We start from the raw sequence: 22,596 nt of genomic DNA, 5'->3' as shown, positions 1-22,596 counted from the left end.
TGTCGGGATGTGTTTGATCCCTGATGAGGACCCCGGGTTGACGTTCACGGTCGCCGCCGACGCCAATGGTATCCTGCCCGACCGCATGATCGCGGCGATGGCGGAGGGCGGTCTCATCCTGCCCGCTTACGACTTCGTCGAAAGCCAGATCCAGCCGGCGAGCCTCGATTTGCGTCTTGGCGATATCGCCTATCGCGTTCGCGCCAGCTTCCTGCCCGGTCCCGGCGCCACGGTCGCCGAGCGCATCGACGAGTTGAAGCTGCACGAGTTCAGCCTCGCCGACGGCGCGGTGCTGGAGACCAACTGCGTCTACATCGTGCCGCTGCTTGAAAGCCTCGCGCTGCCGCCGGAAATCGTCGCGGCCGCCAACCCGAAGAGCTCGACCGGCCGGCTCGACGTCTTCACCCGCGTGATCGCCGACGGCACCCGCCGCTTCGACATGATCGGTGCCGGCTATCACGGCCCGCTCTATGCCGAGATCAGCCCGAAGACGTTTCCGGTGCTGGTCAGCGAGGGCTCGCGCCTGAGCCAGGTGCGCTTCCGCACCGGCGATGCCATCCTCAACATCGACGACCTCGAGGCGCTGCACGCGACCGAGCGTCTCGTCGATATCGACGATGCCGACCTCACCGGCGGCGTCGCCGTCTCTGTTGATCTCTCCGGCGAGAAGAGCGGCGGCTTCGTCGGCTACCGCGCCAAGCGCCACACCGGCGTCATCGACGTCGATCGCCGCGCCGGCTATTCCGTCGAGGACTTCTGGGAGCCGATCTCGGCCCGTCCCGACGGCAGCCTGATCCTCGATCCCGGCGAGTTCTATATCCTCGCGTCGAAAGAGGCGGTGCAGGTGCCGCCCGATTACGCCGCGGAGATGGTGCCGTTCGATCCGCTGGTCGGCGAGTTCCGCGTGCATTATGCCGGATTCTTCGATCCCGGCTTCGGCTATGCCGGCGCCGGCGGGCTAGGCTCGCGCGCCGTGCTCGAAGTGCGCTCGCGCGAGGTGCCGTTCATCCTCGAGCACGGCCAGATCGTCGGCCGCCTCGTCTACGAGAAGATGCTGGCCCGCCCCGACGCGATGTACGGCCAGCGCATCGGCTCGAACTACCAGGCGCAGGGCCTGAAGCTGAGCAAGCATTTCCGGGTGTAGGGATAGCCTCACCTTCCGCTGTCATGCCTCGGCTTGACCGGGGCATCCAGTACGCCGTAGCCTATTGGTTCGATCACATCCGCCTCTGGAATACTGGATCGCCCGATCAAGTCGGGCGATGACACCGAATCTGTGTCAAGATGGGAAGTGAATCCGGGCTACGTCCGAGGTGGCGAAATGACAGATCAATCCGAACTCGACGCAAGAATCCTCGACGACGTCGCCGACGCGCTGATCTATTCGGATCGCTCCGGCACGATCATGCGCTGGAACCGCGCATCGTCCGCACTGTTCGGCTTCTCGGCGGACGAAGCGCTGGGCCAGAATCTCGACCTGATCATTCCCGAACATCTGCGCGCCGCGCACTGGAAAGGTTTTGAGGCCGCGCTTGCCAGCGGCGCGATGAAGCTTGCGGGCAAGCCGACACTGACCCGCGCGCTGCACAAGGACGGACGCAAGCTCTACATCGAGATGACCTTTGCGCTGGTGCGGGACGCCGCTGGAGTGGTGCAGGGATCGGTGGCGATGGCACGCGACGTCACCGAGCGCGTCGAGCGCGAGCGTGCCGCCAAAGCCTCGCAAACTAAGCCTGCGCAAAATTCGTGATGCGGAATTGGCGCGCCGGCGTGCAGGGCTCCCTGCGTGCGGCTCAGCTTGTCCGTCACCGGATGCAGTGACACACTCGATCAGAACAACGATCGGGAGCGAACATGACCGCACCAGACCCCGCGCAGGAAGCTCAATGGAAACGCTGGCGCGCGGTTGCCGATCTCTATCACGCCTACTTCACCGGTCTGATCCTCACCGTGGTCACGCGTCGCGGCACGGCAGATGCTGCGGAGTTCGTCTTTCGCGTGTTCCGCCGCCAGCAGCAGGAGCGCTTCCTGCCGGGGCTGGAGAAGCTCGGGCTGAGCCATCTGCCGCCCGCCGTGGCAGCCGCGCAATATCACTATCTCTCGAACTGGATCGGCGGCGTGCACGTCGAATACATGTATGAGAGCGACCGCAAAGCCTGGATCCGCTATCCGCCGCCGCGCTGGATCTGGAAAGGCACTGCCATCTGCGGCGTGCCGGGCGAAGTCTCGCGCGCGATGCTGCGCGGCTGGCACGCCAACAACGGCGTGGCGCTCGGCGATACCAGATTGGGGTTCGTCTGCACCAAGCAGAGCGTCGACGGCCAGGACGGGCTCGAAGGCTACTATTATCAATATGACCAGCCCCTCGAGCTCGACCAGCGCCTCGTGTTCGCGCGGCACCTCGAAGCCCCGCTGTTCGATGCAGCCGCGGCTCCGGCGTTGCCGGTCGCAAGCTGGCCAAGGCCGAGACTGGAAAAAGCCTATCGCAACTATGCGATGGAATATGTGCGCACCGCCGCGCCCGTGATGGTGCAGCTGTTCGGTCCGGAGGATGCGGGCTATCTCCTGCACCTCACGGGCAAGCTGATCGGGATGCAATATTTCGATGAGGTCGCTGCGGCGCTGTCGATGGGCCGCGGCGGTGCGAGCGAATTCGCGACGTTCCTCAACGCGCTGTTTGTCGCGCAGGACGATGCGGCTGAGACGACGCAATCCGAGGGCACGTTCGAAATCCGTCAGCAGAGCTGGAGGTTGATGGAAGACGGCGCCGATAACCACTCCGCTTGCGCCAAGGTGCTGGCGGGGTTGTTCGAGGGGCTTGCGGCCGGGTGCGGCCGGCACATCGGCGTGCACCTGTCCCCGACACCGAGCGGTCGTCCGCCATTGCTCTGGACGATTGGGTAGACGACGGCGTCACCGCGCTGCCGCAGGGCACGCCTGCACCTAGCGCAGGAGGAATCGCTGCGCGTCGTGCTAACAAGCCTCTTGTTGCGCCCTGCGCGAACCAATTCATTGGCACACCCAAGCATTGCTGCGCCGGAAATGGCGCTTTGCCCGGAGAGGACATGTCAGACATCGCCGAAATCCCGGTCGATGAACAAGAGCGTCCGCTGCCGCCGCCTCCGCGCCCCGTGAGGAGCGCGCTGATGGACGGGCCGATCCTGCGCACGCTGCTCGGGCTGGCCTGGCCCAACGTGGTCGCGCTCTCAGCCGGCACCTGCACCGTGATTGCGGAGACCTCCTATATCGGACGGCTCGGCGTGGAAGCGCTGGCCGCGATGGCGCTGGTGTTTCCGACAGTGATCCTGACCATGACCATGTCAGGCGGTGCGATGGGCGGCGCGGTGGCCTCCGCCATCGCGCGCGCGCTCGGCGCGGGCGATCGCGAGCGTGCCGGGACGCTCGCCGCGCACGCGCTGCTGATCGGCATCAGCTTCGGCCTCGTCTTCATGCTGGGCATGCTGATCTTCGGGCCCAAGGTGCTTGAGATGCTCGGCGGCCGCGGCGACGTGCTGACGCATGCGATCGCCTACACCCAGGTGTTTTTCGGCGGCGCCGTGCTGCCTTGGCTGCTCAACACCATGGCCGGCGTCCTGCGCGGCACCGGCAACATGAAGCTGCCGTCGCTGTTGATCCTCAATTCCGCGGCCTGGCAGATCGTGCTCGGTGGCACGCTTGGCCTCGGCCTCGGTCCGGTGCCGCAATTCGGCATGCGCGGGGTCGCCGCCGGCGCGCTGATTGCCTATTGCATGAATATCGGCGTGATGGGCTGGTACCTGTTCTCCGGCCGCGCCCGCGTGACGCCGAAGCTGCGCGGACTTCGCATCCAATGGGCGATGTTTTTCGACATCCTCAAAGTGGGCACCATCGCCTGCTTCTCGCCGCTGCAATCGGTGCTGACGATCTCGATCTTCACTCACATGCTTGCGAAATTCGGCACCGCGATCCTGGCCGGCTACGGCATCGGTGCGCGGCTGGAATTCCTGCTGACCTCGATCGCGTTCTCGTTCGGCATCGCCTCGGTGCCGATGATCGGCATGGCGGTCGGCGCCGGCCGCATCGCCCGCGCCCGGCGCATCGCCTGGATCGCAGCGGCGAGCGCCTTCGTCGCCGTCGGTGCACCGGCGTGCCTGGTCGCGGCCTTCCCCGATCTCTGGGTGAACATCTTCACGGACAGCGCGACCGTGCGCGCCACCAGCCACCAATATTTGTCGACAGTGGCGCCGTTCTACGCCTTCATCGGCCTCGCCTCGACGATGTATTTCTCGTCGCAGGGCGCTGCGAAGGTGATCGGCCCGGTGCTGGCGCAGACCGCGCGGCTGATCTACATCTCGGCTGTCGGCTGGTGGCTGTCGACGCATGATGCCACCGCGCAAAGCTTCTTCTGGCTGGCGGCGAGCTCGATGGTCGTGCTCGGCCTGCTCTCGTGCTCCAGCGTGGTGCTGACACGCTGGGGACCGCGCCAAACCAAACCTGCGATCAGGCCGGCTCTGTCGGCCGCCGCGGACTAGCGGTGCCTGTGGCGGCGATGGCCGCCACCACCGCCGACATTGGCGAGCCGCATCAGTTGCGGAATCATCGCCATCATGTCGCCGCCACCGGCGCCGCCGAGCATGCCCATGATATCGCCGCCGCCGATGCCGCCCATTCCGGCCGGCATGGTGCCGCCTCCACCCATCGGCGCGTAGCCGCCGTAATTGGGCGCGCCGAAACCGCCGCCGAGGTTGCCGGCGCCGAGGCCGCCAATGCCACCGCCGCCCATCATGCCAAGACCACCACCGCCATTCTCCATCATGCGGCTCATCATCGGGCCCATGGTCTGCATCATCATGCCGAAGCGGCGCTTGCCCATCTTGGCCTTCATCATCTCGAGCATCGGCGCCATCTGGGTCATTATGTCCTCGCCGCCGGCACCGCCGCCGCCGAAGAACTGCGCCTTTGCCGGCGCGCTCGAAATCGAAAACATCAGCAGCACGGCGGCCGCCTGGCAGATCACCTTGTCCGCACCTCTCATGGCCTGCTCCTCGCGTGCGTGGCGCCGCCGGGAGAGCGGAGCCAACCGGACGCACGGCGCCATCGTTATTGCGGACGAGGGCTGGGCTCTGTGAGAAAGATCACGCAGCTGCGGCCGGAAACGCGCGGTGTATGGCGGCGACGGCGTCCTTGGTCTGTCCCTGCACATAGGGCGCGAGCTCGTTCGGCAGCATGTCGATGATCCAGACCAGGCGGCATCTCGCCTCGCCCTCGGCGATCACCTGCACCGAGGCGCTGTAATGCTTCAGCCGCTCGTTGTTGATCGCGTAGACCAGCCGCTGCCGCGCATCGTCGCAATCGACCAGCACCTCGCGCGCCACCGATCCGTTGGCGAAGGTGACGATGCGCGTGTCGCCGTCGAGCGTGCAGGCCGTGACGAAGCCCGGCGCCAACCGCCGATGCAGCGCGCCGAAATCGCGCACGGCATCCCAGACGTCGCGCGCTGGGGCGTTGAGGGGAATGTCGTTGTGGATGGAGGCCATGATGCAATCCTGGTTGAGTTCCTTGATGTAGAGAAGCGAGCGATAGCGCCGTCATCCCAGCTGTCATCGCCCGACTCCATCGGGCGATCCAGTATTCCAGAGGCCGCTGTGATTGAATCGAGGAGCTGCGGCGTACTGGATACCCCGGTCAAGCCGGGGGATGACAGTGTGTGTGTGTGGTGAGGGCTGCCGCGTTCACACACAGACCGCCTCAACATTGTTGCCATCGGGATCGATCAAAAACGACGCGTAGTAAGTCGGGCTGTAATCCTTGCGCGGGCCGGCGCCGCCATTGTCGCGGCCACCGCTCTTCAAGCCCTCGCTGTGGAATGCCTTGACCGCGTCATGATCCCCCGCGCGAAACGCGATGTGCACGCCATCGGCTTTGCGCCCCTTGTTCAGGTGCAGCCACAGCGCCGGCTCGCCCTTCGGCCCGAAGCCGGCATAACCATCGCCACTCGAGCACACGACATAACCGAGCGGCGCCAGCACCGCGGTGTAGAAGCGCGTGGCGGCGTCGAGGTCGGCAACGCGCAATCCGATATGGTCGTACATGGTCGTCTCCATTGCCAAAGCGCGCCACAATCGGCGCGCGCCGGAGACGAACCTAGTCAGTTGAGGGCAAGCTGCTCTTGGAGAATCTTGCGCTCTCCCTTCGAAGCCTGGCGGAACTTGGTCGGCGATACACCAGCGGCGCGGTGGAAGGTGCGGACGAAGTTGGAGAGATCGCCGAAGCCGACGTCGTAGGCGATGTCGGTGACTGCGATGTCGTCGTCAGTCAGCAGCCGCGCCGCATGCCGCAGCCGCGAGCGCACCAGATATTGATGCGGAGTGACGCCGAGCACGGCGGAGAACAGCCGCAGGAAGTGGAAGGGGCTGAGGCCTGCCTGCCGTGCCGCCTGTTCGAGGTCGACCTCGGCATGCGAGTTGGCGTCGATCCAGAGCGCGGCTTCCACGGCGCGGCGGCGATCACGCGCCGTCGGTGTCGTCGGCTTGCGCGCCTTGCCCGACACGACATCGACGAAACGACCGGTGAGGATCTGCCCGACCTCGTCGAGACCGAGGTCGCTGTTGCCATCTGCCGCCGTCTGGGCGAGCTCGCCCAGCACCATCAGCTCGGGCAACGGTGGCGTCGCGCCGACCTGCCAGACGTCGCTCCGGCCGCCGAGCGCGTCGACCAGATCCTCGCTGAGCAAAAAGGACAGGCAGACGTCGCCGGCGACGTGCTCATGTGTGCAGGTGTATTCCTCGCCTGGCGCGCCGACCAGCATCGAGCCCGCCACCAGCTCGAAGAAGCCGGCGCGGCAATGACAGCCAAAGCTGCCGGCGCGGACATAGGCGATGGAATGGCCGGTGCGGCACTCCGCAAACGGGCTGTCGTCCGGTCCCGCGTCGCAGCGAAACTCGGAGACGGTCATCGAGGGGGTGGTCAGCAGCGTTGTTGCATCCATCCTCCCTATCTAGGTGGAGGGTCTCGGTGGGGCAACGGGCAGCAGGACGTCGAACAGCGTCTTGCTGGCGATCGGATGGGTGCCCTCCAGCGACAGCAGCCGCCGCTTGGAGATTACGCCGCCATAGGGCGAGAGCCGGTCGGTGTAATTGCCGGCCTCCAGCACCCGGTGGCAGGGCACGATCAGCATGTAGGGATTTTTCGCGATCGCCTGTGCCACCGAATGCGCGGCGCCGGAGGCGCCCAGCGCCTTGGCGATCTCGTGATAGGTGCGCGTCTCCCCGCGCGGGATGGCGCAGGCCGCCTCGTAGACCCGCCGGTTGAAGCCGGGCACCCCGCTCGCGTCCAGGCTGACCTCGGAAAAATCAGCATCGCTGCCCTGCAGCAAGCTCACGATGCCCTCGATCGCGAACTCGGCGTTCGCGGAAGGCCGCTGCTCGCGTGCCTCGGGATGGATCTGGAAAATCCGGCGGCGGGTGTCGATCTCCCGCGCCTCCGGCAACTGCACGGCGACGACCCCGGTGCTGCTCCAGATGATGCCGCAGCGCCCTATGGTCGTGTCGAATATCGCGTAGCCATGCCCCACCATACACACGCCCCCACGCAACGTACGCTCTCCCCAGACCGCGACCATAACACCGCCACAATCCGCCGCACCCAAAATCGTACCGGAAACTTAAGAAGGGGCGGGCGGGCTGCGCCAAAGCGCTTGGCGAGATGCGCCGTCTCGGCTAATCAGAGCGGGCGCAAGCTGCGCATCCGCGGGCGTAGTTCAATGGTAGAACGGCAGCTTCCCAAGCTGCATACGAGGGTTCGATTCCCTTCGCCCGCTCCAAATTTCGCAAGCGATTTCATCGAATTGCCGCTCTACTAATGATCTTTCCGTTCCCACGTTCCCCAACGCGTTCCCTACTTTTCGTTCTCGTCCTGTTTGCGGTCACGGTGCAGCTGACGAAGCTCTGCAACGTGTCGTGATTTCCCAATCGTGCCGCGGATGTAGCGGCGGGTTGTCGACGCTTGGGTGTGTCCGGCCGAGGACTGGATCTCCTCAATCGGCGCCAACGCGTCATCCGCTTCTGAAATTGCGCCCGCCCGGGCATGCATGTTCTTCACCTCGTCGGGAATTCCCGCCGATCGCGCGATCAGGCGCCATTCCCGCGCGTAGGCGTCTTCCGCGTAAGGCCGGCCGCTGTTCTCATCGATGATCAGGGGGCCAACCCGCCTATCGGGCGGCACCAGTCGCAACACCTGCAAAACGAGCGGGCACAGCTTCAGATCGGCAACAACCGTCGCGCCGGTCTTGGTGGTGTCCTTCTTGATCACCATCGACGGAGAAATATCCGTCCACATCAGACCGTTTACCCAGCGATTTCCGTTGAGCACGAGTTCAACGTCGTGCGCGCCGCTTGTGAACGGCTCCCACTCGCCGATAACATCCTTCTGGCGCATCATCGTTTCGAACTGCAGCGCTGTGCCGAACGCGAGCGAAAGCCTCCCAGCATCGATCGCCGCAGGGATGAACGCCTCCACGTGGTGCCGCTCGAGCTTTAGCCGCGATCGAGCGCCGCCCTTGAACCGCATCTTAGACAAGATCCCATGCAGCCGCTCACAATGCGGCAGCTCCGCCGCGGCGCCGAACGTCACCATCTGCCGCAGCAGCTTGATGATCTTTACGGCGCGATCGATACGCTCTTTTGCGCCAGGCTTTTTGGGTTGCTTCGCGGCCTCGTACCACCGCTTGAAATCGGTATTACCGAGCGATGCAAGCGAGCGCGCTCCAAACGCACCTTCGATCGTCTTCAGGATGCGGGTTTCTCGATCGCGCCAATTCCATTTGTGCTCGAGGAAGGGACTCGCCGGATCCGTCTGATAGCGACGGCTGAGCGCGAGAACCGTCCCGTCGAAAAAAGGAACGCTACGCTTGTGTCCGCTCGCCCACGCCTTCATTTCAGCGTCCAGGCGCTGACAAGCAGCCTCGATCAGTCGATGGTCAGCAGGATCGTGAATGTCATAGTGCAGCCGGACCAGACGCGGCGTGTAGCCTGCTTTTGCAATGTCAGCGCGGGCTGCCCAGTAGAGCCGCTCCGCATTCTTGCCTCGCGGCTTCAGGCCAGGCGCGTTGAGGTGGAATTTACTTGAGGGCATCGAGGTTTTCTCCTCCATCAGGTTGCGAAACCTCGACGATAGACAACCCGTAACGCCTATTCCACCAAGCAAAAACCGCCGGCCAGTATCGACCGCCCATCACAGGATCAATTCGAGGCATGCCATCGCGCTCGAGGATCAGCGCTTTTGCTGGCCAAGCCTTGGCGTCCTGACTAAGCCGCCGCGCGACTTCAGCTTCGCCGGAAAAAGGCCAGCGCGCTGATGGGGATGTGCAGCAGGAGAGCGGGCCATGAGCGCCAATCAGATCACGCCCTCACGGGCCCAAATCGGAAGGCCCAGGGAGACGCGAACCCGCATGTCAATGTGGTTGAGGTTAACGATGATGTTGCTGCTGCTTGAGGGATTGAGCGAGAGCTTCGGAAGCAAACGCCAGCTCGTTTGCGCAGAGGCATTGACGAGGCTCGAAAGTTGAGAGCTGGAAACCACCAAGACAGTAAAATCCTTTTTGAAAAGCTCTCCAGGACGACGATCCTCGAAATCTTTTTGGCTGTCGGTAAACTCGGCAGCCATCCACGCCGCATCGCTCGGCCCGATCCGGAATCGAACAAGCTCAGCCACAACAGCGATCTGCAAAACTCGGCGCAGCGTGAAACGAAAACTTGTGCGCTCGCCGACCTGGACGCGCTCGTCGTCGGCAACAAAGACGGCCGGCGGTTTGCGACTAATCCAGTTCTTTAACGTAGGAAGGTTGATCTGAGCGGCCTCGCAAGCTGCGTCAGATGGGAATTGCGGAAGATTGAGATCATCTAAATATGCCATGCGAGCGGGTATCGCACGACACCTAGATGGTGTCAAGCGATACCCTAAATCCGCTGCGCTTAAAGTTCGCAATTTGCGAAGTTTATGCACCGTATGATTTTCGCACCCGAAAATCGGGATGAGTCGGCGGCAGGCCGTGCGCAGCCGGGTCATACGGCTCGGTATAAACCCGCTCAGGCTCGGCCTCCCGCTCCATTTGCATCAAGGGAGCGGTTTGCAGGCCCGGGAAAACCTCCACGCCAGCGAGCTCGCAGATCCTTTCGACGAGCTGACGAAATGCGACTGGCCCGGCGTTCATGTATTCAATCGCGGAACGGTCGAACCAGTACTCGACATTGTCCATAGCGCTGGCCCTCGCCTGTAAGGCGATGTCACCCAGCGAGGTCGCTCGCTGCGACATGATCTCGTCGATTAGTTGGCTCCCGCCCTCATTGATCTTGGACCAGGCTTCATTGTCGGGATCCGACCATGCGAAAGGCTGGCCAGTCCTTTCCGCCGCATCACGTGCCGCCGACTCAAGAGCGTCCGCCTCGCGCTGATGTTTCCAAAGCGCATAGAACTCATCAAACCTTCCGGCCAGGTCGGGCCTGCTGTGGACTGTCGACACACCGCTCGCGATCGAGGGCGTGGAAATCAGGGGCAGGGCGACGGTCGAACTCAACGCACGCATAACGCTTCTCCGAGATACTATTGGCTGTTCTGACGCGGCCGGCTGGCCGGGCTGGCATAATCTGGCCGCAGGGGCTGCTTGGAAGCCCGTACAGCGAGGTTCGCATAGCGTGGGCTTTGGAGACAGCGCAGGGGCGCTCGGCTCGGCAGGCCGCTCCGTGGCGGTCTGTAAGGGCGCCGTGGTGGCACTCGAAGCGCATCGACCCGCGAAGGGCGGAAACATTGGTCGTTCAAGCGTCATGATGGTTGCTCTGCTTTAGGGCTTCTGAAGGCCCACGCAGCGGGACAGCCGCTGCAGCCGGGGGTTCAGAACTCGCCAGAGCGACGAGCCGAGCGCTTTTACCGGTTGCCCGGCTGGACAGCACGCCCGACCCCGGCCATAAAGGCAGGGTTCGGAGCCGCACCGCCAAGTGCGTCCGTGAGAATTCTACCTTTGAGGGCAGAATTCTTTCAGCCGTCGCCCCCGACGCCAATCGGGAGCATCCTGACCAAGGATGTGCGGCTATAGCTCTGGTCCGGGTTCTGAAGCCCACGGACACGTTCACTGATTTGCAGCCGATTGCCAAGCCCCTCTGGGGTGGCTTTCGTGCGCGTTGTGGTTGCGGTAGGTTGGTTCCATGCGTGATAAACATTGGCCTGGAATTGCGACGGCGGTCGCCGTCTTATGGATTATCTCGACTGTAACTTGGTTGGGGATCGCAGGGCCTATTTGGCGTGCAAGCAGCACTGCTAGCCCGGATGCATGGATTGGATTTGCCGGAAACGCCCTTGGCGCGGGCGTTGCGCTGCTCGCGGCGATCGTTGCAGGAATTGCGGCCTACCGAACCATCGTACCCATGCAGCGGCAGCTCTCAGAGCTAGTTCGGCAGAACCATTTTGCGCATTACGACAAGCTTCGGCAGCGAGCTGCGGACCTCGTCGACACTAAGATCCTGATTGAGAACGTCACTGCCAATCTCGAGGTCATGGATCGATCGCTATCGTTATCAGGACTCGGTAAGTACGACGGCAGGGCTGCCGCCTTCGACCGGCTCAGCGAAAGTGTTGGAGTGCTCAACATGACAAGGCGGTCGGTCTGGGGCGATGAGAACGCGCAAAGCTTGACGACCTATTTCGTCGACAAGTCAATGTGGGCGGTGAATGTGGCAAGGTGCGCGCTAGCCGGTTCGGCAAAACCTTTTTCGAACGATGAATGGGCCGCGGCCAAAAAAGATGCTTTTCAAGGCGGCGTAGCTCTGCACGCTAGAATCAAGATGGAGACTGACGTGGTCTCAAGCGAAATTGCTGCGCTGGAGCCAGTCCTACTTCAGCGGCAGCCCTTCCCGCAGCTTTGGAAAGGGGAATACCCCGGACCAGAGAAACTTTCGGAAATGTATTCCGGCAAAGATCATCCTTTTAGATCCCGTTGACGAACAACCTTCAGCTACTATGGCACCCTCAACCCGCGCACCGCTGCCGACTTCACCAGACGAGCTCACCGGCGCTCTCGAGGCGGCCTTCGCCGGTCGGGTCACCATCGGCGTGCCAGAGCTCGCCGCCTTAATTCCGATGCATCGCGAGACAATCGCCGGGCACATCGCCGCCGGCAACCTAACCGGCCGACTCAAAGGGCTCGGCCGCATTAAACGCCACCGGGTTTTCACGATCGCCGACGTCGCGCGATTCATGCATCTGATCTCTGATGAGCCGCGCAGCTCGCCATCCGAAACAATCCGGGCCGGGAGGGCTTCCGTTCGACTACAGCACGGCATGAGGATGACGTTGCCATCGAAGCGAGCAACGAGGAAGCAATGAAGGGGAAAACGCAACTATATCTTAAATGCACGTTAGTCGTAATGCTCAACCACAACGATGACGCCCGAAGCACCCGCGCCCCCAGCCGCGCCATTAGTGCCAACCGCTCCCGCCGTGCCGCCGCCGCCGACTGAGTAGGAGTAAGCTGCGCTCGGCGCGTTGATGATGCCCTTTAGCCAGTTGCCAGAGCCACCACCTGATCCCGTGTTAACGGTGGCGTTGTCACCAGCACCGCCGCCGCCAGACCCGGTGTTTGCGGTCGCGGCTTGGCCCGCACCAGGCGCCGATGCGCCGGAATTTGGAGCGCCGCCCATCCCGGCGCCACCGAACGGGCTATTTGCGCCGTTCCCGCCGTACATCGAGGTAAATCCGGTCAATGATTGGCCCGCATGGCCGGGAACGTTGATATGGCCGCCGGCGCCCGCCGACGCCCCGGAGCTACCCGCCGCACCGTTTGCCGTGAAGGTGCTAAAGGTCGAGTTGCCGCCGGTCCCACCGTTACCTGCACTTGTTCCGGACCCGCCGCCGCCACCGCCGCCGCCGATCATCTCGACTTCAATCCACGATACATTCGCAGGCGTTGTGTACGTGCCGGAGCCGGAGGTGAAGACTTGCGCCGTCGGGCCCTTGAACGTGTTACTCTTGGCTTGTGCCTTTTGAGCCGTCGTCAATGATTGAGCGCTGCCGTAACTCACTCCGCTCAGATTATTGAGAGCCGTCGCAGGGTTCGCCACATCGGACAGATTGTTGGAGCTCGACAGATCGCCGGCACCAGGCTGGCCGACAACATTGAGATTCCAGTCGGCAAATGTACCGCTACCGTTGATCTTGTCGACCGCGATGGTCAGCGTCGTGCCGCTATAGGTCGCGAGCCCTTCCATCCAATTCGACGTGTTCGCCGCCGAGCTGGCTCGCACGCGCGCGCCGTTAGTGTAGGCAAGGCCCGACTGTGTGGTGAACGCCTTGGATCCTGTGCCGATCACAAGCGACGTCGTCGACGTTCCGCCATAGCCGGCGCCGGTCGCACCTGGTGATCCCGACACGTCCCAATAGGTCGCGTTCGGCGGGACATGGCCAGATCCCGGCGTCGGGTTAATCCAGACATAGGAGGCGCCCGCATTCGAGGCGACGTCGCCGACATAATAGGTCGTCGCGCCGCTGTAAGGCCCGGTGAACCGAAACCCGCGGTAAACGCCGAGATAGGTCCAGACGCCTGATGTCATGACCCAGACCTTGCCGGTGGTCGGCTGGATCGCGGTCTGATCCTCCTCGCCGAGCGACGGATCCGGCACCGTCTCGTCATCGCCGACGACGACCGGGATCTCGCGCGCGCTTAGCGCGGTGACCAACTTGCTGACCGTCGACATCGCCTCGGCGCCGGCGAAGCGCTGCGGCGACACCTGCCAGATCTTGTAGGCTGCGCCGGCCTGCGCGCCGCCACCCCAGGGTGGGATCTCGAGCTCGCCGCCGTCGACGACGTCGCTGATGACGGATTGGAAATTGCCGATCTGCAGAACGTCGCCAGGCTTGGCGCTGCCGTCATTCCAGATAGTGCCGACGCCCGTGGCGGTCGTTCCGCCGGCGCTGACCGAGACAGTCCCGGTCGAATAGCTGACAAGTGCAGTCATTGAGATTTTTCCCTTGCTTCGAGGATTGCGTTCGCTTCCGCGCTCGGAAGCCATTCGCCGTTGACCTTCTGCCAAATCTTGCCGGTGGAAGGTTGGAAGGAGACGAGGCCGATCGCTTCTCGAGGAGGCTCGGCCAGGTCAGCGGGGAGGTTATGAAGTTCGATTGTCATTGAGCTTGTCCTGTTTGAGCGCTCTTGCGCCCGCGTCGAAAAGAGCGGGCGGCGGCTCCATCACAAACCGCCGCCCGCAGGATCGCGCTCACGGAGGCCGCGTAAGCGCGATCAACCGACGATGACGTAAAGCGTCGTCGGATCCTTGGTCACGAGGGCGTCATAAGCCGCCTGCGTCATCGTCACGACGGGCAAGGTGGTCAACACCTTGTCCGGCGATATCGTGAAGGTCTGCGAAAGCAGCACTTCTGTCCCGAGCGACGAGGTCGGAATCGGAAAGTTCAGCTCGACGTCGCCAGCCTTGAGCCGGTGCCGATCGCCGGCAGCGACGACGATCGGATTGCCGAGCCGCCAGGCCATCTGGCGATTTCCGGCCGACGCCGAGTCGAAGACGGCATAGGCGCGAAAGCTCGGCCAGATGTAGGGTTTGGTCGCGATCGGAAAGTCGATCGCGGCCGAGTTCACCAGAGATCCGGCGCCCGCAGGCGCCAGAGTAATCGCTTGTCGAGCGTAGCCGGCGGCGCCGCCGGCAACCGTCAGCTCCGTGAATAGCCCGGAATCGTCGAGGTTTCCGAGCGCAAGGTAGCCGCTGTAGGGTGTCACGGCGGCCGCCTAGCTCGCCAGCGCGGCGTCGAAGTCGCCCTTTACGAAGCTGTCGGCGCGCTTGATGACGAGCGCGAGGCGCTCCTCGGCCAGGAGCGTGACCAGGTTCTTGCGGAAATTGTCCGAATCCTCCGTGCTGACTTCGACCGTCGCCTCTTGGCGGTCGAAGATCTGCGCGCCCCGCTTGCCGGATCCGACCATGAACTTGCGCCGGGTCATGCTCTTGGTGGTGACCACGGGCAACGTCCAGAGCAGCGCCGCCTGCTGCGAGAACGGGCCGTCGCCGACATATTTACCTTGGTCATCCTTGACCAGCAGAATGTCGGCCCAATCCAGTGGATTCAGCGCGATGAAATCCGGATCGTAATCGGCATTCTGCAGCTGCGCGATCGCCATCAGCAGGATATCGATCTGGTTGACGCTGCCGGCGGCGGTCGGCACGAACGGCGCGGAAAACGCCGTCGCTGCGGTGTAGACGCCGAGCAGATCGGTCCCGGTGCCGGCGCCGTTGAGCAGCTGACCATCTTCCGTATCAGCCAGCATGAAGCGCAGTTCGGCGTCGATCGCGCTTTGCAGCGCCGCGGCGTCGTCAAGGATCTGCCGCGACGCCAGGATCCACGTCGCAATCGTTCGGACAGTCCACGTCGGCATGTCGAACGTCATGTCCGACTGCGGCTTGAGGGCGGCTTCCGCAACGGTCGCAGCGTTGTTACTCCGGGCCGTCTGGCGCGGCCACTCGATCGAGTTGGAGGTGGTCGAGCCAGGCGCCAACACGTCCCGCATACGCAGCTTGCGGCGAGCCAACTCGATGAAGCCAGGCTGACGATCGGGCCGCACCAGCGCGCCGGCGTCACCAGCGGCGCCGCCGCTTGCGCTGGTCAGCGTCGCAGTCGTCTTCACGTCGAAGCGCATCCGCCCCTTGAAGGTCGAATTGAGTGCCTTCGCGGCGTCGTGGCGGATAACCTGCGCGCCCCAGCTGTCAGCGACCAGGTCGGCCGAACCGCCGTGCTTGAGCTGCGTCATTCGCTGCTCGATTTCAGTCATGCGCGCCGCGAGGCCTTTGGTCTCGACGCCGGCGGCTTCCAACTTGGTGAGCACGTCGGAATTGTGGGCTTTGAACTGACGCATAAGCTCTTCGGTCGCGGCGGCGCCGCCGGCCGCGTCGGCGATCGTGCCGGCGAAGCCATGGGCGTGTGCAACGGCGGAATGGTCGAAACCCATTACCGCGACAGCGGCAATCAGGATGATGGCGGCAAGCGCCATCACAGGCAGGTAGCGTTTCATGGTGGATTAGACCTTTCTGAGATCAACTCGAGCGGATTTGACCAGCTCGAGCAGCTCGTTGAGTTTGAGATCGTGGTCGGAAGTTTGCCCAGCTAGCGCGGCCCATCCGGCCTGTGCGAACTTGGCTGCATATGCGCGGGGCAATCCGCCCTCGCGCAGTATTCGTTCGACGTCGGCCGACGATTCGGCCTTCACGCCGGTAATTCGGCTTTTTGGATTCGCTGGAAACGTGACGATGCTAGTTTCCATCAGCCGCAGCTCGAGCAGATCCATGACCTTGCCATTCGGCTGCGCTTTGATCGTCTTATAGCCGATCGATAGGCCGTCGACGTCGCCCGCCTGGACGTGGTGATAGGCATCCTTGCCGCGGGTGGTCTCGAGATTGAACTCGCCATGCATCCAGAGGCCAACCTCATCCTCCTGCATGTCGATCCAGCGGCCGATCGGCTCATCCGAGCGATGCTGCCACAGCAGCGCCGGCATCCGCTTTTCGGCTTTGAATTTTTGGATCGAGCCGGCGAACGCGCCACTGACGACGCGCTCGCCGTAGCTGTCGACGTTCCCGAAGATCGATCCGTAACCTTCGATGCGCCCTGCCGAGGCAGCAAGCTTGAAGCGTGTGGGCGCGGCCTGCTTGTGCTGGTGCGACGCGTCGAGATTTTGGTGTTTGATGCTCATCGGCAAATTCCACGGCAAAGGTTGCGAGCGCGACGGCTCGATCTGGCTTTGCTCGCAGCCCGCTTTCGCGTTGCCGTGAGTAGGGCGCGCCCGGCGATCCGCCGTGACGACCAGGTCAGCAAAATCTGATTTGAGCGATTCTGTCAATTCGGCCTCCCCGACTTTGCGGCGCGGCGCGGCGCGGCGTCCGGAAGCTTCTCCTCGAGCATGTCAGTAACGGCGCGCAGGGTTTCGACCGTTCGGTGCTTGCCCTCGATCGCGATCTTGTAGGTTAGGCCGACATCGAACATCGCATCCGCGAGGGCTGCGAGATCAACGCCGCCGTCCTGCAGATCCTCGATTGAGCGCACCCACAGATTTCTCAAATTGCCGGCCAGCGCGCCGGCGTTGGCCGCGATCAGATCGCGGATATGCTTTCGATTTTCATCCATTGTCGATTTTCCTTTTCTGTCGAACGGTCCAGGCAGTCTGCTGGCAGCGAAGCTGTTCCGCTCGGCAGCGAGCGGAACAAAATTTTTGAGGCCGGCCGCGCCGGCGGACGATTTCGAACGGCCCGCCGCAAACGACGCACGTCACCGGCTGTCGCAACGGCAAATTCAGCTGCGGGAAATAATTCGATTTTCCTGCCGGCAATTCCGTCGCGCGGCCGCCCGCCGAGTCGCTAAGTGCTTGATTTGACTCGATCGGTCTTTGAGAGCTCATCGATCAACCTTGCTACTGGTCCCGAAAAATGCTGCTGAGCGGGAAAAAAACCTGCGAATGAGAGAGAGGCCGGTCTGCCGCAACTTCCTGCGTGGACTTTTGACCCACCCCCACCCCGGTCACGGAGGCGCTCGCGCGAGGCGCACTGACGCGGCGAAGGCAGTTAGGGCCGCATCGTCGAGCTCGCCGCGACGCTGCAGGGTGGTGAGCCTTGCGCGCTGCGCATCGCTCAGCTCGCCTAGGATCAGCCAGCCTTCCGATCCAAGGCGCTGAGCTATGCGGTTCTGGATGACCTCTGTCGGCTCACGGTTCGCCTGGAAAGCTTGCAGACGTTCGTCGGCGGAATTCGCAGTTTTGCGCGCTGAAGGTTCTAATGGAGGTTCTTTGGAGGTTATATGCCGCACAGCTGTGCGGTACGGTGACCGGGCCTGGTGCGGTATGGTGGCCGGGCCTGGTGCGGCATGGTGAGGCTCGGCCGAGAGGTCACTTGCAGGCCTTGACCGTACCGCAGATTGCGGCTTGGACATTTCTGCAACACCGACCAAGTGATACCTTCTGCCATCCCAACGGCCGCGCCCGCCGGGCCGCGTCTCGACGTGCACCAGGCCGAGGTTGACGAGCGACTTGATCCGCCTCTGGACGGTATCAATGCTCTGCTCAGTGTCGTTAGCGAGCGTCTCTTGCGTGGGCCAGCAAATGCCCTTGTCGTCCGCATAGTTCGCCAAGGCGAGCAGGGTCAGCTTGTTCGAGGCTGAGCCAGTGATCTGCTTTGCGGCCCATGCAGTAGCCTGCCAGCTCATGACTGATCGCCCTCGCGATCGGCCCGGCAGACCGGCTCGAGCAGCTCAGCCAGGAAGCGTGCCCGGACGGTCGGGCGAGTAGCGCGCCACACAGCGCGAAGTGTCCGCAGCTCGTCGGCTGATCCACTCGCCCGCAGCATCCCCTCGCGGATCCGCTGCCGAACGGCTGGATCGGCCATGCGCGCCTTGGTCGCCTCGGCGATCTTGGCTCGCTCGGCCGGGTCGAGCAGCTGTCCGCGCCTGGTCGCGGCGATTTTGGAGCAGGTTTCCTGGCTGTGCTTCCAGCCGCCTGGCTTAGTCACGTCGTTCTCCGCTCGAATAGCGCGGGGAACGTGGTTTAGTTAGATCAACAGCTTACCTTGGCTTCCCAAGCTGCATACGAGGGTTCGATTCCCTTCGCCCGCTCCATCCTTTAGTTCGGCAGGCTCCGCAGAAATTCCACGATCGCCGCGTTCACCTCCGCCGGCCGTTCCTGCTGCGTCCAGTGTCCGCACCCCGGTAGCATCTTGATCTCGCGTAATTGCGGCACCCATTGCTTCATGTTGGCAACGTGCTCGGCGGCGCCAGGGAAGGCCATGACCATGTCGTAGTCGCCGGCGATGAAGAGCGAGGGCACGACCACCTTGACGCCCTCGAAGGCGCCCATCAGCTCCCAGTTGCGATCGATGTTGCGATAGTAGTTGAGCGGTCCGCGAAACCCACTATGGGCAAATTCGGCGCCGTAATAGTCGAGGTCCGCGCTGCTCAGCCACGACGGCAGCGGCACCTGCACCTTCGGCAGCATGCCGTCCTTGCGAGAGACCATGCCGACACCGGCGGTCCGCCCTTGACGCTCGGCATTGGCGCGGATCACCGCCGCGCCTTCGCCGGAACCGCCATAGAGCATCGCGCCGAGCGTTGCGCGCGTATCCCTTTCGAATTCTGCTTCGGCGACACCCGGCTCCTGGAAATACAGTTGATAGAACTGCGCATCCGCCGTCTGTGGCATTACGCTCGTCGGCCGCACCGGACTGCGTGGTCGATAGGGCACGCTAAGAATGGCGGCGGCGCGGAAGCGGTCGGGCCGCAGGCGCGCCGTGTGCCAGGCGATCGTCGCGCCCCAGTCGTGCCCGACGATGACGGCGTCCTTCGCCTCGAAAGCGTCGAGCACGCCGACGAGGTCGCCGACCATGTGGAGGATCGTGTACTGGTCGATCGCTTCGGGCCGGTCGCTCTTGCCGTAGCCGCGCATGTCAGGGGCGACCGCGTGGAAACCGGCTGCCCCCAGCGCCTCGAGTTGGTGACGCCAGGAGTACCAACCTTCCGGAAAGCCGTGGCAGAGCAGCACCATCGGCCCCTTGCCCTGCTCGGCGACGTTGAGGCTGATGCCGTTGGCCTTGATCGTCCGCTGCGTCGGTTCGCCCATGTCGCCGCCTCCCGGTCATCGTCGTTGGGTCTATCCTAGTCGGCCCTATAGGCTCCGCAAAGTTTCTAATATATTGGCCCCTCGCTTCCGGCACGCACGCATCGCCCAGCTTAAGCTTCTCGCGGCCCTGATGGGTGCGGTCCTCGTGTCGGCAATGTTCGGATCAGAGACCAGGACCTGTAAAGAAAATGGACCAGCAGAAACTCGATCGCGCGATCGGTCGTCGCTTGAAGACGCTGCGGACGCAGGCCGGCATGACGCTGAATGAGCTCGCAGGCCGCTCCGGCGTCAGCCGGGCGATGATCGGGCGGGTGGAGCGGGCGCAGAGCAGCGCGACGGCTGCGCTGCTGGGAAAACTCTGCGCCGCGCTCGACGTGTCGCTCAGCGACGTCGTCGCGCTGGCCGAAAAGCCGCCGGAGCGGCTGGTGCGGCTCGCCGACCAGCCGCACTGGCGCGATCCCGACAGCGGCTATCGCCGCCGTCACGCGTCGCCCACGGACGCGGCGAGCGGCATCGAGATCATCGTCGTCGATTTGCCGGCCGGTGCGCGGGTGCCATACAGCCCTTGGGGCCGCAATGCCTTCACCCAGCAGCTCCTGATGCTGGAGGGCGCGATCGCCGTGCACATCGACGCCAAGGCGGTTCGCCTGCGCGAAGGCGACTGTCTCGACTTCGATGTGATGCGCGCGGTGATCTTCGAGAACGAGACCAGACAGGACGCGCGCTACGTCATCATCACGCGCCGCGGCGCGTCCTACGGCAAGATGTGAGACCGTGACGATGCAGATCCGCACCGGCGACACCTTTGATCCGCGCGTCATCGCGCTGCTCGATCATCACGTCACGGCGGCGCGGGCGCAGACCGCGCCGGGCAGCGCCCATGCGCTCGATCTCTCCGGACTGCGCGCGCCCGACATCGCGTTCTGGACCGGCTGGGACGGCGAGACGCTGGTCGCCGTCGGTGCGCTGAAGACGCTGTCAGCCGAGCACGGCGAGGTGAAGTCGATGCACACGCTCCAGACCACGCGGCGGCGCGGCTTTGGCGGTGAGATGCTCCGCCACATCGTCACAGAAGCCCGCGCGCGCGGCATGGCGCGGCTCAGCCTCGAGACCGGCTCGTGGGACTATTTCAAGCCGGCGCTCGCGCTCTACCGGGCGCATGGCTTTGTCCTCTGCGGCCCGTTCGAGGGCTATGTCGAGGATCCCAACAGCCTGTTCCTGACCCTCGACCTGTCGGCCAGCCGATAGCTCAGGAGCGCGTCTCCTCGATCCTGTCGAGCACGCGCTCGGGAGCGATGTCGCGGCTTGCCTCCTCCAGATCCCGTTTCGAGTCGGGCTGGACATCGAGCCGCTCGGCGATCTGCGTAAGGAGGCGGGCAACCTTGGTCAATTCGTGCTCGGCGAGAAGGCTGATCTGGAGATCGAGATCGGCGCGCTTGTCCGCTGCTGCACTCATGCGGTTCTGCGAGATCAGCACGAATGTCGACAGGAAGATCGCCTCGACCGAAGCAATCATCGCCAGCACGACGAAGCTCTCGTCCCAGGCCGGGATTCCCGGCAGCCAATGCAGATTGGCGATGATCCAGAAGCCGAACACAGCGACATGGAGATAGACGAACGCCATGCTGCCGGTGAACGCCGTGATCGCATCGGCAAGCTTTTCCTGACCCTTGGCAGCGCGCTGCTCCCGGCGGCGGCGCTCGACCAGAGCCTGGATGTTGCGCTCGAGCGTCGGGCTCAATCCCTCGCCCGGATCATGGGTGATATCGTTATGCACAGGGCGGCAACGGCGGACGGGAAAGGCTGTTCCTGGGCTGAGCTGCGGGAAAATGCTGCCGCCTCTCAAAATGAGTTGCGTACCTCAAAACACCTCTGCTAGCCTTCAGCCATGGCCGAGACGCTCACCACGACCGCGCTGACGCTGAAGGACATCGCCCGCCAGGCCGGCGTCAGCCTCGCGACGGTGGACCGCGTCCTGCACAATCGGCCGGGCGTGCGGCCGGATACGGTCCGGCGCGTCAAGGAGGCGATCGAGCGCAATTCGTTCCAGCCGCACGTGGCCGCCGCCGAGCTCGCCCGCGGCCGCGCCCGCCGTTTCGCCTTCGTGATGCCGTCGGGGCCGAACCCGTTCATGCAGCAGATCCAGGATTATCTCGGCGAGATGTCGGGCTGGTTGTCGTCCCGCCGCCTTGGCGTCGAGACCGTCGCGACCGACGTGTTCGATCCGTCCATGCTCGCGGCATCCCTGGAAGGGCTCTCGGATGATTACGACGGTGTCGCTGTGGTGGCGCTGGATCATCCCAGGGTCCGCGCCGCGATCGACGATCTCGTCGATGCCGGCGCCAAGGTCGTGACGCTGGTCTCGGACGTGCCGTCGTCGCGCCGGCACCATTATGTCGGCATCGACAACATTGCTGCGGGGCGGACTGCCGGCGCGCTGGTCGGGCGGCTGGTCGGACAAAAGTCCGGCAAGGTCGCGATCGTCGCGGGCTCGCAGGGCCTGCGCGATCATGCCGAGCGCATTTTTGGCTTCAACCAGGTGATGGCGTCGGAATTCCCCGGCCTCACCGTGCTGCCGGTGCTCGAAGGGCGCGACGAGGACGCGCGTTCGGAGCAGGTGTTGACGCGGCTGTTGAGCCGGCATGCCGACATCGTGGGTCTTTATAATGTCGGCGCCGGTACGCAAGGCGTCGCCAACGCGTTGAATGAAAAGGCGTTGAGCGATGCCAGTCGCGACAAGCAGGCGGTGTTCGTCGGACACGACCTCACCGCGTTGACGCGTCGGCTGCTGCTGCAGGGCGTGATGCATGCCGCGATTTCGCAGAACCCCGGACATGAAGCGCGCGCCGCCGTACGTGTGCTGCTCGCGCTCGCCCGTGGCGAGCCGATCTTGCGCGAACAGGAGAAGATCAGGATCGACATCGTGATGCGGGACAATCTGCCTTAGCGGCAGGTGGAATTCAAAACGACCC

Annotated in this window: 27 protein-coding genes and 1 tRNA gene; 10 read left to right on the top strand and 18 right to left on the bottom strand. The window is 63.8% G+C overall.

All coding sequences use genetic code 11. The features are described from left to right. Positions 1-37 precede the first annotated feature (37 nt). From IVB54_RS37265 to IVB54_RS37250, 4 genes are all read left to right on the top strand, one after another. Positions 38-1,144: a 2'-deoxycytidine 5'-triphosphate deaminase gene (locus tag IVB54_RS37265; protein ID WP_247295970.1), complete on the top strand. Its 1,107-nt coding sequence runs from the start codon at positions 38-40 to the stop codon at positions 1,142-1,144. Positions 1,145-1,321: 177 nt separating this feature from the next. Beyond that, entirely contained in the window at positions 1,322-1,750 is a 429-nt protein-coding gene (locus IVB54_RS37260) for a PAS domain S-box protein (RefSeq protein WP_018456077.1), read from the top strand. Between the two features lie 104 nt (positions 1,751-1,854). Next, positions 1,855-2,904, top strand: a complete 1,050-nt coding sequence (locus IVB54_RS37255) for a hypothetical protein (protein WP_204513160.1) — start codon at positions 1,855-1,857, stop codon at positions 2,902-2,904. A 161-nt stretch (positions 2,905-3,065) separates the two neighbouring features. Then, positions 3,066-4,511: an MATE family efflux transporter gene (locus tag IVB54_RS37250; RefSeq protein WP_018456079.1), complete on the top strand. Its 1,446-nt coding sequence runs from the start codon at positions 3,066-3,068 to the stop codon at positions 4,509-4,511. Here the strand turns inward: IVB54_RS37250 and IVB54_RS37245 are convergent. The 5 genes from IVB54_RS37245 to IVB54_RS37225 form a co-directional block, all read right to left on the bottom strand. Then, a complete protein-coding gene (locus tag IVB54_RS37245) occupies positions 4,508-5,014 on the bottom strand; it encodes a hypothetical protein (RefSeq protein WP_026233082.1) in 507 nt (168 codons plus the stop codon). The genes IVB54_RS37250 and IVB54_RS37245 overlap by 4 nt on opposite strands. Positions 5,015-5,114: 100 nt before the next feature. Beyond that, the gene (locus IVB54_RS37240) at positions 5,115-5,516 is read right to left on the bottom strand and encodes an SRPBCC family protein (RefSeq protein WP_018456081.1); all 402 of its coding nucleotides are present in this window, start codon (positions 5,514-5,516) and stop codon (positions 5,115-5,117) included. 195 nt (positions 5,517-5,711) lie between these two features. Continuing rightward, positions 5,712-6,071 carry a VOC family protein gene (locus tag IVB54_RS37235; protein ID WP_026233083.1) on the bottom strand — a complete coding sequence of 120 codons (360 nt, stop codon included), beginning with the start codon at positions 6,069-6,071 and terminating at the stop codon, positions 5,712-5,714. 56 nt (positions 6,072-6,127) lie between these two features. Beyond that, complete coding sequence (locus IVB54_RS37230) at positions 6,128-6,967, bottom strand: AraC family transcriptional regulator (RefSeq protein WP_247776990.1); 840 nt, start codon at positions 6,965-6,967, stop codon at positions 6,128-6,130. A 9-nt stretch (positions 6,968-6,976) separates the two neighbouring features. Further along, entirely contained in the window at positions 6,977-7,555 is a 579-nt protein-coding gene (locus IVB54_RS37225) for a methylated-DNA--[protein]-cysteine S-methyltransferase (protein ID WP_018456084.1), read from the bottom strand. A 172-nt stretch (positions 7,556-7,727) separates the two neighbouring features. Between IVB54_RS37225 and IVB54_RS37220 the strand changes: the two genes are divergently transcribed. Then, positions 7,728-7,801 (top strand) — tRNA-Gly (locus IVB54_RS37220). A 74-nt stretch (positions 7,802-7,875) separates the two neighbouring features. Here IVB54_RS37220 and IVB54_RS37215 read toward each other — a convergent pair. The 3 genes from IVB54_RS37215 to IVB54_RS37200 form a co-directional block, all read right to left on the bottom strand. Further along, positions 7,876-9,129: an integrase gene (locus IVB54_RS37215; RefSeq protein ID WP_247776989.1), complete on the bottom strand. Its 1,254-nt coding sequence runs from the start codon at positions 9,127-9,129 to the stop codon at positions 7,876-7,878. 243 nt (positions 9,130-9,372) lie between these two features. Further along, complete coding sequence (locus tag IVB54_RS37205; protein ID WP_247776988.1) at positions 9,373-9,891, bottom strand: hypothetical protein; 519 nt, start codon at positions 9,889-9,891, stop codon at positions 9,373-9,375. A gap of 82 nt (positions 9,892-9,973) precedes the next feature. Next, complete coding sequence (locus IVB54_RS37200; protein ID WP_247776987.1) at positions 9,974-10,561, bottom strand: hypothetical protein; 588 nt, start codon at positions 10,559-10,561, stop codon at positions 9,974-9,976. A gap of 616 nt (positions 10,562-11,177) precedes the next feature. Here IVB54_RS37200 and IVB54_RS37195 point away from each other — a divergent pair. Beyond that, positions 11,178-11,969 carry a hypothetical protein gene (locus IVB54_RS37195; protein ID WP_247776986.1) on the top strand — a complete coding sequence of 264 codons (792 nt, stop codon included), beginning with the start codon at positions 11,178-11,180 and terminating at the stop codon, positions 11,967-11,969. A 19-nt stretch (positions 11,970-11,988) separates the two neighbouring features. Beyond that, entirely contained in the window at positions 11,989-12,354 is a 366-nt protein-coding gene (locus IVB54_RS37190) for a hypothetical protein (RefSeq protein ID WP_247776985.1), read from the top strand. A gap of 32 nt (positions 12,355-12,386) precedes the next feature. Here the strand turns inward: IVB54_RS37190 and IVB54_RS37185 are convergent, their stop codons facing one another. The 9 genes from IVB54_RS37185 to IVB54_RS37145 all read right to left on the bottom strand — a co-directional run bounded on the left by IVB54_RS37185 (position 12,387) and on the right by IVB54_RS37145 (position 19,624). Next, positions 12,387-13,982, bottom strand: coding sequence for a hypothetical protein (locus tag IVB54_RS37185; RefSeq protein WP_247776984.1), 1,596 nt, complete (start codon positions 13,980-13,982; stop codon positions 12,387-12,389). Continuing rightward, positions 13,979-14,152, bottom strand: a complete 174-nt coding sequence (locus IVB54_RS37180; RefSeq protein WP_247776983.1) for a hypothetical protein — start codon at positions 14,150-14,152, stop codon at positions 13,979-13,981. The genes IVB54_RS37185 and IVB54_RS37180 overlap by 4 nt, the downstream gene beginning before the upstream one ends. A gap of 111 nt (positions 14,153-14,263) precedes the next feature. After that, positions 14,264-14,755 carry a hypothetical protein gene (locus IVB54_RS37175; protein ID WP_247776982.1) on the bottom strand — a complete coding sequence of 164 codons (492 nt, stop codon included), beginning with the start codon at positions 14,753-14,755 and terminating at the stop codon, positions 14,264-14,266. Positions 14,756-14,764: 9 nt separating this feature from the next. After that, entirely contained in the window at positions 14,765-16,039 is a 1,275-nt protein-coding gene (locus tag IVB54_RS37170; protein WP_247776981.1) for a phage major capsid protein, read from the bottom strand. Between the two features lie 6 nt (positions 16,040-16,045). Then, positions 16,046-16,864 carry an HK97 family phage prohead protease gene (locus IVB54_RS37165; protein ID WP_247776980.1) on the bottom strand — a complete coding sequence of 273 codons (819 nt, stop codon included), beginning with the start codon at positions 16,862-16,864 and terminating at the stop codon, positions 16,046-16,048. Beyond that, on the bottom strand, positions 16,861-17,148 hold the full coding sequence (locus tag IVB54_RS37160; protein ID WP_247776979.1) for a hypothetical protein: 288 nt from the start codon (positions 17,146-17,148) through the stop codon (positions 16,861-16,863). Before IVB54_RS37160 ends, IVB54_RS37165 begins: the two co-directional genes overlap by 4 nt. Positions 17,149-17,538: 390 nt before the next feature. Further along, positions 17,539-18,219 (bottom strand): helix-turn-helix domain-containing protein, encoded by a 681-nt coding sequence (locus IVB54_RS37155; protein ID WP_247776978.1) that lies wholly within the window; start codon positions 18,217-18,219, stop codon positions 17,539-17,541. Next, positions 18,216-18,521 carry a hypothetical protein gene (locus IVB54_RS37150; protein ID WP_247776977.1) on the bottom strand — a complete coding sequence of 102 codons (306 nt, stop codon included), beginning with the start codon at positions 18,519-18,521 and terminating at the stop codon, positions 18,216-18,218. Before IVB54_RS37150 ends, IVB54_RS37155 begins: the two co-directional genes overlap by 4 nt. 110 nt (positions 18,522-18,631) lie before the next feature. Next, positions 18,632-19,624 (bottom strand): alpha/beta hydrolase, encoded by a 993-nt coding sequence (locus IVB54_RS37145; protein WP_018460107.1) that lies wholly within the window; start codon positions 19,622-19,624, stop codon positions 18,632-18,634. Positions 19,625-19,812: 188 nt separating this feature from the next. Between IVB54_RS37145 and IVB54_RS37140 the strand changes: the two genes are divergently transcribed. Together IVB54_RS37140 and IVB54_RS37135 are read left to right on the top strand one after the other, a co-directional pair. Continuing rightward, entirely contained in the window at positions 19,813-20,394 is a 582-nt protein-coding gene (locus IVB54_RS37140) for an XRE family transcriptional regulator (RefSeq protein ID WP_018460106.1), read from the top strand. A gap of 10 nt (positions 20,395-20,404) precedes the next feature. Beyond that, positions 20,405-20,872, top strand: coding sequence for a GNAT family N-acetyltransferase (locus IVB54_RS37135; RefSeq protein WP_085384941.1), 468 nt, complete (start codon positions 20,405-20,407; stop codon positions 20,870-20,872). 1 nt (position 20,873) lies between these two features. Here the strand turns inward: IVB54_RS37135 and IVB54_RS37130 are convergent, their stop codons facing one another. Then, positions 20,874-21,401 (bottom strand): DUF1003 domain-containing protein, encoded by a 528-nt coding sequence (locus IVB54_RS37130; RefSeq protein ID WP_018460104.1) that lies wholly within the window; start codon positions 21,399-21,401, stop codon positions 20,874-20,876. Between the two features lie 111 nt (positions 21,402-21,512). Here IVB54_RS37130 and IVB54_RS37125 point away from each other — a divergent pair, with 111 nt between their 5' ends. Next, positions 21,513-22,571, top strand: a complete 1,059-nt coding sequence (locus IVB54_RS37125) for a LacI family DNA-binding transcriptional regulator (protein WP_018460103.1) — start codon at positions 21,513-21,515, stop codon at positions 22,569-22,571. Positions 22,572-22,596 lie beyond the last annotated feature (25 nt).

The sequence above is a fragment of the Bradyrhizobium sp. CW1 genome, assembly GCF_023100665.1.
GTDB classification, from domain to species: Bacteria; Pseudomonadota; Alphaproteobacteria; order Rhizobiales; family Xanthobacteraceae; genus Bradyrhizobium; species Bradyrhizobium canariense_D.
Note: the sequence above shows the minus strand (reverse complement) of the source record. Positions and strands in the feature narration are given on the sequence as shown.